Source organism: Pontibacter liquoris (genome assembly GCF_022758235.1).
GTDB classification, from domain to species: domain Bacteria; phylum Bacteroidota; class Bacteroidia; order Cytophagales; family Hymenobacteraceae; genus Pontibacter; species Pontibacter liquoris.
In genome coordinates this window covers 427,062-438,317 of the sequence record NZ_JALEBG010000001.1, presented here as the reverse complement: position 1 = coordinate 438,317, position 11,256 = coordinate 427,062, and the positions used below count along the sequence as shown (strand labels likewise).

Annotated in this window: 10 protein-coding genes and 1 tRNA gene; all 11 read right to left on the bottom strand. The window is 53.7% G+C overall.

Features of this window, described 5'->3' with window-relative positions; translation table 11 throughout:
- Positions 1-75: 75 nt before the first annotated feature.
- The 11 genes from pcaF to LWL52_RS01790 all read right to left on the bottom strand — a co-directional run bounded on the left by pcaF (position 76) and on the right by LWL52_RS01790 (position 11,249).
- Positions 76-1,284, bottom strand: coding sequence for a 3-oxoadipyl-CoA thiolase (gene pcaF, locus LWL52_RS01840; protein ID WP_242916422.1), 1,209 nt, complete (start codon positions 1,282-1,284; stop codon positions 76-78).
- A gap of 22 nt (positions 1,285-1,306) precedes the next feature.
- Positions 1,307-1,804 (bottom strand): FUSC family protein, encoded by a 498-nt coding sequence (locus LWL52_RS01835; RefSeq protein WP_242916421.1) that lies wholly within the window; start codon positions 1,802-1,804, stop codon positions 1,307-1,309.
- 77 nt (positions 1,805-1,881) lie between these two features.
- Positions 1,882-3,231 carry a 3-oxoacid CoA-transferase gene (locus LWL52_RS01830; protein ID WP_242916420.1) on the bottom strand — a complete coding sequence of 450 codons (1,350 nt, stop codon included), beginning with the start codon at positions 3,229-3,231 and terminating at the stop codon, positions 1,882-1,884.
- A 19-nt stretch (positions 3,232-3,250) separates the two neighbouring features.
- Positions 3,251-4,045 (bottom strand): 3-oxoadipate enol-lactonase, encoded by a 795-nt coding sequence (gene pcaD / locus LWL52_RS01825; RefSeq protein ID WP_242916419.1) that lies wholly within the window; start codon positions 4,043-4,045, stop codon positions 3,251-3,253.
- 100 nt (positions 4,046-4,145) lie between these two features.
- Positions 4,146-5,063: a catechol 1,2-dioxygenase gene (catA, locus tag LWL52_RS01820; RefSeq protein WP_242916418.1), complete on the bottom strand. Its 918-nt coding sequence runs from the start codon at positions 5,061-5,063 to the stop codon at positions 4,146-4,148.
- A 45-nt stretch (positions 5,064-5,108) separates the two neighbouring features.
- Positions 5,109-5,405, bottom strand: coding sequence for a muconolactone Delta-isomerase (gene catC, locus LWL52_RS01815; protein ID WP_242916417.1), 297 nt, complete (start codon positions 5,403-5,405; stop codon positions 5,109-5,111).
- Between the two features lie 3 nt (positions 5,406-5,408).
- The gene (locus LWL52_RS01810; protein WP_242916416.1) at positions 5,409-6,530 is read right to left on the bottom strand and encodes a muconate/chloromuconate family cycloisomerase; all 1,122 of its coding nucleotides are present in this window, start codon (positions 6,528-6,530) and stop codon (positions 5,409-5,411) included.
- Between the two features lie 146 nt (positions 6,531-6,676).
- Positions 6,677-7,570 (bottom strand): helix-turn-helix domain-containing protein, encoded by an 894-nt coding sequence (locus LWL52_RS20600; RefSeq protein WP_302467784.1) that lies wholly within the window; start codon positions 7,568-7,570, stop codon positions 6,677-6,679.
- 255 nt (positions 7,571-7,825) lie between these two features.
- Positions 7,826-8,908: an FUSC family protein gene (locus tag LWL52_RS01800; protein ID WP_242916415.1), complete on the bottom strand. Its 1,083-nt coding sequence runs from the start codon at positions 8,906-8,908 to the stop codon at positions 7,826-7,828.
- 297 nt (positions 8,909-9,205) lie between these two features.
- A tRNA-Ser gene (locus LWL52_RS01795) sits at positions 9,206-9,290 on the bottom strand.
- A 117-nt stretch (positions 9,291-9,407) separates the two neighbouring features.
- Positions 9,408-11,249 carry a DUF4153 domain-containing protein gene (locus LWL52_RS01790; RefSeq protein ID WP_242916414.1) on the bottom strand — a complete coding sequence of 614 codons (1,842 nt, stop codon included), beginning with the start codon at positions 11,247-11,249 and terminating at the stop codon, positions 9,408-9,410.
- Positions 11,250-11,256 lie beyond the last annotated feature (7 nt).

Sequence of the window (11,256 nt, the reverse complement as noted above, 5' to 3'; positions counted from 1 at the left end):
TTTGCAGACTATCTGCCGCGTCCAAAAGTTTCAAACAACTTCCTGCGCAGCTGTTTTACTTCAACAAAAATCAAATCAAACCCTTTCCAGAATAACGGCATACCCCTGCCCCACTCCTACGCACATGGTAGCCAGGGCATAGCGTTTCTGTAGCCTTTTCAGGGAAAGTGCCGCACTATACACGATGCGAGTACCCGACATACCCAGCGGGTGGCCAAACGCAATAGCACCACCATTCACGTTCAGGCGCGCGTCATCGTCGGCCAGGCCCAGGGCTCTGGTGCAGGCCAGGCTTTGCGCGGCAAACGCTTCGTTTAGTTCGATAATGTCCATATCGGCCAGTTGTAAGCCGGCTTTTTGCAACGCTTTCTGGGTGGCAGGCACAGGGCCAATGCCCATGATACGAGGCTCTACGCCTACTACTGCTGAGCTGACGATGCGGGCCAAAGGGGTCAGGTTATACTTTTGGAGTGCTTCTCCCGAAACTACATAAGTCGCTGCCGCACCATCATTCAGGCCCGAGGCGTTGCCGGCTGTTACCGTGCCGTCCGGCTTGAAAGCAGGCTTCAGCTTAGCCAGTGTTTCCAGGGTAGTGTTTGGCCGGATGAATTCATCATTTGTAACGATCACCGGCTCGCCTTTTCGCTGCGGAATCGTAACGGGCATAATCTCCTCTGCCAGCGTTCCGTTTTCCTGTGCTTTGGCGGCTTTCATCTGCGTTTGGTAGGAGAACTTGTCCTGGTCTTCCCGCGAAATCTGATACATGTCTGCTAGGTTTTCGGCCGTCAGGCCCATGGGATCTACGCCATACATCTCTTTCATCTTGGGGTTGACGAAGCGCCAGCCGAAAGTCGAATCATACATCTGCGAGTCGTTTCCGAAGGCTTTGCTCGGCTTGGAAACCACCAGGGGGCCACGGGTCATGTGCTCTACCCCACCGGCAATAAACACATCGCCATCCCCTGCCTTAATGGCCCGGGCTGCCTGTATGATGGCCGACATACCCGAAGAACACAAGCGGTTTACGGTTTCGCCGGGTACTGTTACGGGCAAACCCGCCAGCAACAGCGCCATGCGGGCTACGTTGCGGTTGTCTTCGCCGGCCTGGTTGTGGCAGCCAAGTATAACATCATCCACCATCTCTTTGGGGATGTTTGGATTACGGCTGACCAGCTCTTTTATGACCATGGCCGCCAAGTCGTCGGTTCGTACAGGCGATAATTCACCGCCCAGGCTCCCGATCGGAGTTCTGATTCCATCTATGATATAGGCTTCTTTGCTCATTACTTCTGGTTTGTAAGTGTTACTACCGGTTTGTTCTCTTAATGAGTTTCTCAGATAAAAAGGAGGTTGCGCTCGAAACGGCAAGCCCAATCAGGCAACCCAGCGTGACCGATAAAAAGCGCTCCACCGCCACCCAATAAGTCAGGTTTTCCCGCTCATGGATCACCACAATGATCAAGGCAACAATAGCCGTCCGGGCCACATTCATCAGCTTAAAGAAATGGCACACGAAAATGGCAATCGCAATCCCTAGCACCATCATCATCACCTCGGGCAATGGCAGCAAAAAGCAGACCAGCCCGACACTCGACCCGATCAGGTTCGATTTTACCCGCTCGTTGGTCAGTTTGGGCGAATCCTTTATTTCCGGCGACAGCACAAGTATGATCGAAAGGATAGTCCAGAACAGCTCGAACTGCGGGAAAGCCAGGTAGAGCGCATAACCGATCAGGAAGCCAACAGTACACCGGATAATATATAAGATCATGTTCCTGTCTATGCCATACTTTTTGTCTGCCATTGTTTCGGTTATACTTTATACTTACGCAGGAAAAAGGCTGGCCTTACCCTACTCCCTGTAAAGGCTTTATCTGCTGTTTAGGCCATAAGTGCTTCCGTAAAGGTGGCTGTTGTTTTGGCCCGCACTTCTTCCAGGGTGGCGCCCGGCATCAGCTCGGTCAGGGTCAGTTGCCCGTCTATAAACCGGAAAACGGCCAGGTCCGTAATAAGCATGTCCACTGCTTTGCGGGCAGTTAAGGGCAACTTGCAGGCCGGCACTACTTTGGCCGAGCCGTCTTTGTTGGTGTGGGTCATGGTGATGATCAGCGTTTTGGCGCCCGACGCCAGGTCCATGGCGCCGCCCACGCCCAGCAGCGGCTGCCCCGGCACAGCCCAGTTGGCCAGGTTGGCCTGTTCATCTACTTCCAGCCCTCCCATCACGGCAATATCCACGTGCCTGCCCCGAATCATAGCAAAGGAATCAGCGGAGTCGAAATAACTGGCTCCCGGAAGAGCGGTGACAGGGATCTTGCCGGCATTCACGGGGTAATCCATCGCGCCGCCGCCATCGGCCGGGGCCGGACCCACGCCCAGCATGCCGTTTTCGGTGTGCATCACAATGCCATCTTCCGGCGTGATCAGATCGGCCACCAGCGTCGGAATCCCGATGCCCAGGTTCACCACGTCGCCTTTTCGGAGCTCCTGCAGCGCCCGCCGGGCCATGTTCATGCGCGTCTCATCCACTTTTCTGGAGGAGGCTACCGAGGCAGACGAGCCCAGATCTTTTGTGGTCAGTTTGGCTTCCACCAGGTAGTTGACGTAGGAGCCCGGCGTGTGCACATGCTCCGGCGCTATCTCGCCTACCGGCACAATTTCCTCTACTTCGGCTATCACAAGATCGGCGGCCGTGGCCATGGCGCGGTTAAAGTTTTGCTCCGTCATGCGGTAGGTCAGGTTGCCGGCCGTATCGGCCCGCCAGGCACGCACAAAGGCCACATTGCCCCGAATACCTTCAATAAAAACCTGCTCTACGCCTTTGATTACCTTTGTTTCGCGACCCCTGGCTAGTTCTGTACCGGCCGAGGTAGGCGTATAAAAACCGCCGATGCCGGCACCGCCGGCGCGTATGGCTTCGGCCAGCGTGCCCTGCGGCAGAAGCTCGTACGCCACATCGCCATCCTGGGCCGCTTTCACCGCTTCGGGGTTACTGGTAAAGAAAGAGCCGATCATCTTTTTGATCTGCCCGTTGCGCAGCAACCTGCCCCCGCCAATGCCCGCTTCCCCCACGTTATTACCGATAAAGGTCAGGTTCTTCGTGGAGGTTTTGGCAAGCGCGTGCATCAGGTGTACGGGGTTTCCCGTCATCCCAAAGCCGCCCTGCAGCAATGTATCGCCATCCTTTACCAAAGCAACGGCTTCTTCAAGGCTTATCTGTGGTACCGATTTCATAAGTAGCTGATTAATTTTTTCATTTAAAGGCGCCTTGCCCTTCCGTGGCGTAGCGCACCTGTTTTGCAAAAGCTGCCGGCACCTCCACGCTCGACAAATGGTTGGCATCAAGCTGCACATGCCGCGAGCAGGGGATTCGGGCCGCTAAAAAGCCGCCATCCGCGGGTGTGGTCACCTCGTCCTGCGTGCCGCTGATAACCAGCGTAGGAACGTGCAGCTTTTGCAGTTCCTCCCTGAAATCCGCATCGCGCACGGCAGCGCAGTTGGCCACATACCCCTGCAGGGAAGTGTGTTTGAATTTATCGAGAATTGCGCTGACCACCCCGGGGTGTTGCTGCCGGAAGGCCGGGGTAAACCAGCGCTGCGCCGTGCCCTCCAGTATACTTTGCAGCCCCTCTTTCCTGACCTGCGCTATGCGGGCGTCCCATCCCTCGGCAGTACCGATCTTGGCGGCGGTGTTGGAAATAATGATCTTTTTGAACCGCTCCGGGTGATGAATGCCCAGCCACTGCCCGACCAGCCCGCCCATCGAGAGCCCGCAGAAGAATACCGCGCCTAATTTTAAATGATCCAGCAATGCGATGACATCCCCGCCCAGCTCGGCTATGGTTACCGCATCAGAACTGATGGTGCTTTGGCCGTGCCCGCGGGTATCATAGCGCAACACATTCAGGGAGGGCTTTACGAGCGCCACCACCCCATCCCACATGTTCAGGTCCGTCCCGAGCGAGTTCGAAAACACGATGGTATCCTCCTGCCCCAGGTCTTCATAGGTATAGAAGCACGTGTTAGCGGCAATTTTTATACTTGACATAAATTATTTGATCATCTTATACTTTAGTGCGGCTGCGTTACCTGCTGCTTATGCCTGCGCCAGGCCTGGGCATAAATAAAAAGGAGAGCGGCGCCTGCGCCTAGGCAGGCCCGTGGGTGCGTTCAATTTCGGCAGAGAACACGCCTGCTTTTTCCTTGTGTATCTCAAAATCGAAATCAATGGAAGCAAACGGCTCGTCGATGTTAAATTTCTCCCAGGCTTCGGCAGCAGAGTAGCGGGTGATGTGCGGCACCAGCTCCGGGCGGGTGGCAAAAGCAAAGTCATCCCAGATCAGCGGGTCGCCCTCAATGTTGATCTGCGTGGTTAGTTTGCGGTAACCGGGCGCTGTTACAAAAAAGTGGATGTGTGCCGGACGGCTGCCATGGCGGCCAATGGCTTTGAGTAACTGGTCTGTCGCGCCGCCCGGCGGGCAACTGTACCCTACCGGCAGCACACTCTTAAACCTATACTTTCCCTCCTGGTCGGTGATGATGGCCCTGCGCAGGTTGTAGGGTGGCTGCGCGGAGTCGAAGATAGAATACATGCCTCGCAAGTTGCAGTGCCATACTTCCACTTTGGCATAGGGCACCGGCTTGCCATTCTCATCGCGCACATGCCCCTGCATGTACAGGCGCTCGCCTCCTTTTTCGGGCTCCGTTTCCAGCTCGGCATATCCTACCGATTCAGGCGCTCCGGGCACATACAACGGCCCTTCGATCGTTCTGGGGGTGCCGCCCGTAATGCCGGCTTTGGCTTCGGCTTCGTCCATGCGCAGGTCCAGGAAGTGCTCCAGCCCAAGGCCGGCCACCACCAGGCCCCACTCATTGGCTTTGCCCGTAATGGTCAGCCAGTCTACGGCTTTCCAGATTTCTTCCGGCTGAATATCGAGGTCTTCTATGGCATAAAACAGGTCGGCGGTCAGGCGGTTGACGATCTCCTTGATGCGATCCGATCCTTTCCCCGGAACCTCAGTGGATTCTATCTGCCGGATAACGGCATCGATTTGACTTCTTTCCATGGTCGTTAATGTTTTAGATTATAAGTTGCTTTGTTTAAAGGTGCCTTACAGGGCTTCTTCTTCGTTTTTGACGGAAGAAGCATGCTGACAGAGGGAGGTTACCTCCACCTGCATAAAAGGGAAAAGCGGGAGTGATAGCAGAATATCATGCAGTTCGCCGGCGCTGGCCACATTAAAGATGCTGATGTTGGCATACTTGCCGGCAACGCGCCAGATGTGCGTCCATTTGCCCTGCCGCTGCAACTCCTGCGAAAGCGCCTTCTCTTTGGCCTTCAAATCATCTACATAGGTTTTATCCAGATCCAGTGGAATGTTCACTGTCATATGCACGTGAAATATCATAGCTTATCTTCGTTTATACTTTTCTACCTGATTCATATCCAGCTCTATCCCCAGCCCCGGCCCCTGCGGAATTTCCATACCTCCGTTTTGGTAGGTTAGCCTTTTCTTCACGATGTCATCGGTGAGCAAAAGCGGGCCGAAGAGTTCGGTGCCCCAGTCGAGGTGCGGCAAGGTGCTGAAAACGTGCGCCGAAGCCACCGTGCCTACCGTGCCTTCCAGCATGGTGCCGCCATATAGGCTTATACCTGCGGCCTGAGCAATGGCCGCCTGTTTCTGAATGTTGATCAAACCGCCGGCTTTGGCAATTTTTAAGGCAAACACGCTGCCCCCGCCCAATTTGGCGAGCTTAAAGGCATCGGATACAGTCGCTACCGCTTCATCGGCCATGATCGGCACTGTGAAGTAGTGCGTGAGCCGGGCCAGCCCGTCGAAGTTGGTTTTAAGAATGGGCTGCTCGATCAGGTCTATCCCTGCGTCCTGCAACAGGGCTATTCCTTGTTTGGCTATACTTTCCGTCCAGGCCTGGTTCACGTCCACGGTTACTTTCACCTCCGGGCCAACGGCTTCTTTTATGGCTCGCACATGGGCTACATCGGTTTTCCAGTCATGGCGGCCTATTTTAAGCTTAAAGGCGTTGTGGCGCCCGTTTTTTAGCAGCGCATGGGCTTCCTGAATGTCTTTTTCGGTATCGCCGCTGGCCAGGGTCCAGAGCACGGGCAAAGTTGTAGCCACCGCGCCGCCCAGTAAGGTGGCAACAGAAACGCCCAGCCTTTTGCCCTGCGCATCCAGCAGGGCGGTTTCAATGGCAGATTTTATAAAGTTGTTTCCTTTGATGTGATCTTCCAGCAAGGCCATGAGCGCATTTATACTTAAAGGGGATTTTCCCTGCAGCAGCGGGGCAATGTAGGTCTCGAGTGTCAGCTTCATGCCTTCCGGCGATTCATCCCCATAGCTCAGGCCGCCGATCGTGGTGGCTTCACCTATACCTTCTATGCCATCGCTGCAAAAAAGGCGCACGATCACCATCGCCTGGTTGCGCATCACGGCCATGGATAAGTGGTGAGGACGTATGGTGGGCAGGTCCACAATAACGGCCTCAATTCGCTCTATCTGTATGTCATTCATGTAATTAGCTGTACGACTGTAAACCAGAAATGAGTATTTACTTACTACAGAAAGTAACCACTCACCGGCTTTACAAATGTATCCGTACAGAAGCGTTGCGGGTAGGACTTTTGCGCTATTCCCTAGACAAATCGAACATCGGGCGCTTAGCTGCGCTTCACACCTATCTTTTTGCGGAATTCCTGGGGTGTCTGGCCGGTCTTTTTCTTGAAAAGCCGGGCAAAGTAGGCGGGGTCTTCAAAGCCGAGCGTGTAGGAGATGTCGGCAATGTTGCTGTCTACATCCGAAAGAGCCAGCTGGGCTTTGGCCATAAAATAATCAATCAGGATATCTTTGGGCGACTGGCCGGCTATACTTCTGCAGATCCGGCTAAGATGGCCGGTGGAAATGAACAGATCGTGCGCATACTCTTCTACGCTTTTCTTGTAAGAGTCTTCTGCCCTGATGAGTTGCTGAAACCGCCGGAAGTATACTTTGCTGATGTTGGAAGAAGAAAAGAAGGCTTGCCTGCCACCCAGCGAAATACGGTAAAGCTGCACAAGCATTTGCCCGGTCAGGTACTGCAGCATCAGGAGCCGCCCCGGCAACTGGCTGTTGTATTCGTCCACACACTTCTGCATGGTTCCAAACACCTCGGTGGTGGCGGGTTCTGCTGCTGTCACAGCTACTACGTGGATCTCGTCCATCCCGAAGATCACATCAGCTTCGCGTTGCAGCATGTGCTCCAGCACGGTATCTGCCAGGTTGATGATCCAGCCTGAAACAGGTGTCAGATGCATGAACCCATGCTCCATATTCTTCGGCACCACGATAAAGGCAGGGCCGTGTATCGTAACTTTCTCCGTGCTGTGATAAAACTCTGTCCGGCCGTCTTGAATCAGGAAGATTTGCAGGAAATGATTATGCGCATGGGGTTTTACCTGGCCGTGGTTCAGCTTCCCGATCTCCCCAAAAGGATACACATGAATAAGCCCCTTCGCAAATTCAATGGTGTTTGTACCATATAGTCCTTTATAAAACTGTTTCCCCGGCATGCTCATACTTGAAATCGTTAGAGAAGAAACCCCGTAGTTGGAAGCAGGGCTGTTAAGTTCTACTTTTTGTCATCCTGAAAGGATCTTCTTAGAAGCTCCCCACCCCCGCAAGCTGCAAAAGCTTAACCTCCCTGCTGCCAAGATTCTTAACAGAATGACAGTGTTTTTTGTGCTTATCTTTTTAGAACTTAACAGCCCTGTGTAGTTAGAATGATCTCCGGATACACAACCCGATATGGCAGCCGCCATACTGCTTTGCTGCTACCTTCTTAAAATCGCGATCCTGGTTTTTCTGATCTGACGTTCGGCGATGTAGCGCAGCTGATGGTGATGCACAATCCAGCCACCTACTGCCCCGATCAGGCTGCCGAGCACAATATCCAAAAATCGGGAGTACACTAGCACGTTTGGGTCTGACGACATGGCGCTGGCAGCTTCGGCCAGAAAAATGGTTATGGGCGTGATAAAGACGACGGCCAGCCCGTAATGCCGCACCACCAGCATTTCGATAACGAACTGCAGCACCAGGATACTAATACAGATGCCCAACGGCGTCAGGTTCTGAGAAACCAGCACCCAGGTTACTCCCAGCCCGATAAATGTACCCAGGACCCGGTGAAGACTACGCTGCCAGATATGCCGCGCGTTTGCGCCCTGCATTACGGCCAGGCACGAGATAGGCACCCAGTACGGGTTCTCCAGCTTTAGCAGGTGCCCCACCAGAAAAGAGCCCCCGATAAAAAGTCCGATCAGGGCAGACTCTACAAAATTGGCGTATGTATTTTTCTTTACATAAATCAATTCGGAGATCGGGGCGCGCCTCTGAAGCATCAATAGGCTGTAGAACAAAGCCAGCAACACCGAAAACATGGTGCCCATGGCAGTGAGCCCTATTCGGGTGGGGATACTTGCCAGGTTAAACGGCGAAGCGATAGCCACACAAAACAGCATGATGAAAAAGAAGTTGCCGGGAGGTTTCATGGCAAAATACTTGGTCACCCAGTGTACAAACAAAGTATAGATACCCAGCACCACAGCCGACACCACCGGATTAAAGCTGAAGCTGATACCGATAGCATAAGAAAAAATAAACCCGAAGGAACAGGCTAGCAACGTAATCATGCGGTTGGCCAGGGTGGTAGTGGGCAGGTATAAAATAACCAGGCCGCCTGTAGAGGCCAGGATGCCATAGTTCAGCCTGTCGAAATAATACCCGATGAGCAGTGGTACGCCCACACACAACGAAGCCAGCACCGGAATGTGCCAGAGGCGCTCCGTTTTCCTTAACTCAAATAAATAGAACTTCAGCTCTTTCGCTATTCGATCATTGTTCTCACTAGGCATGTCCTAAGTTCTTATATGAAAAAAATGCGGTTGCCAGCCTTGCCCTACTTCTGAAAGGCTCTTGCTTAGCGCTACACTCCCATGGGTGCAGCAGCCTTACACCTGTTTTCTTCTGTAGTCATAGAGGTATACGGCAGCAGCATGTAGAGTTCGCCTGTAGCTGCATGGCATCATCATCTCACGGGAGGGCGCTGCTTCTTTTTGGGAAAAAGAACCAAGTGGCTACTGGCCAGAAAACAAAAAAGCCTGCAAACACGTGGTTTGCAGGCTTTCAGTTTGAATTGGTATTGCTACCGGCAGAGAGTGAGGGATTCGAACCCCCGGACCTGTTACAGTCAACGGTTTTCAAGACCGCCGCGATCGACCACTCCGCCAACTCTCTATCGTAATTCGTGTACAAAAGTATGGGCTTGCACCGAACTTTCAAAACTATACGTTAAAATTTTTCTCCTGTTTTTTTCCGCTTTCGCCTAAGCTGTTGGTTCTGAAGCTGCTTATTTTATTCCTTGCGTTTCACATACAGGTAGCCGCTCAGATTGCCGATCCGGTAATCGTCTTTTTTAGCAACATACAGATCCTGCACCAGCAGCTTGATTCCCATTTTGCTGCCTTCCACGGTAAAGGTCATCTCAGCCTGGCTTAGCGGCCGTCCCTGTTTCTTTTCCAGCTGTTTTATGATCGGCAGCAGGTGCAGGGTCAGCGTCTCGCCAGGCATTTCGAAGTATAGCTGCTGCTTATCATGCTCCAGCTTAACGGTGAGCGGCTGTTTTCCTAGCAGGTACTCCGACTGGCTTTGGTTTTCTGCACCGGCCGGGTTAAAGCGCATGCCATACGTATAGCCGGCCAGGTCAACGACTGTAGCGCCGTCACCCTCCGGCACAACGGAAAAGTAAAGCACCTCGTCGGTGTCCACGGAAACATACCTTTCGCTATACGCGATGCCCATGCGCTCTACCAGTAGCCGGGCCTGTTCGTCTGCCCGCGCCCTGCTGCTCCAGGTAGCAGGATCTGTTTTGCTGGCCAGCATGCTGTCCAGGTCCTGCTTAAACCAGGGTTGCAGCTCATGCAGGTCGTGTTTTTCGGCCAGGTAGCGCACAATGGCACTTACCTCCCGGGCCACGTCTTCTTTTACTTTCGGATGCTTTTCCTGCACCTGGCCGTTGTGCAGCACGCCGCTGCCCTGCAGCAACTCCTCCAGCCGGTTGGTCTGGCTCCAGGCCGACACCTGAAAAGCATTAAACGGGCCGTAAGCCATCAGCAGCGCTACTATACTTAAGGTAACAGGAATGAACTTGATATTTTTCAGGCGACTCAGCAAAAAGTATAAGGCCACACAGCACAGCCACAGCGCCAGGGCCAGCACCACATACCGCGGTTCGGTAAGGCCATACTCGGACACGCGCCGCCAGATGGCCAGCAACAAAAGGATGATCAGCGGAAAAAGCGCCCGGTAAAACCAGCGGGCAAACGTCCGCATCCAGGTGTTGCCGGGCTCCCGCCGGATAGGATAAATGAGCAGCAGCGACAGCACCCCGGCAATAGAGAAGCACAGCACCAGCACCGACACCCACCCCTTGGGCCACTCCCACTGCAGCACGATCTTGCCAAAGTATAAGTAGAGAATAACCAGGTAGAGCGCAACCAGGGGCAGCAACACAAACTGCGTAAATACTTTTAGACCTCTGGGGTATTGGTCGCTCTGTTCCAGTTCGGATACGCGGGTGGGCACGCCCGCCAGGAAAAACCAGGTATTAAATATTCCAACCATACTTACCCACAACTCAGCATAAAACTCGCCGGCCACCTCCACCGAGAAAAGCAGGTGAATGGCGGCCACGGCAATGGTCAGGCCAATGTAAAGCACCGTTGTATAAAGGAGGGCGGTCAGGAACCGCAAAAACAGGGATTTATTGAACTGCCAGAAGGCATTCTCCTCCCGCCGGTTTACAAACATGGCGTAAGCGGCCGCCAGGTGCAGGGCCAGCACCAGCAACAGGAAGCGCAGGAACGTGCGCTCCTCCACGGCCCGGGGCAGCAGCAGGTAATACACCACCAGAAACACACTGCCCGCCAGCCACAACATGGCGCGTCTTTTTAAGTCCAGGCCATACTTCTGCACGAGCAGCTCCAGCACAAAGAACAGCACCAGCCCCAGCGCTCCCACCAGCATCAGCTTGTCGAGGTAAGTATAAAGATGCTCTTTGTTGTAAGGTATTTCGATGCGGATAAGAGCGGCCACCGTACCCAGCAAGGCCGAAAGCAGCGCTAACGGGTATTGGAGAAAAGTAGCGACAGCACCCTGCCAGAGCTGCTGCAGCGAAATGTTTTTCAGGAAGGCCATAGTATAC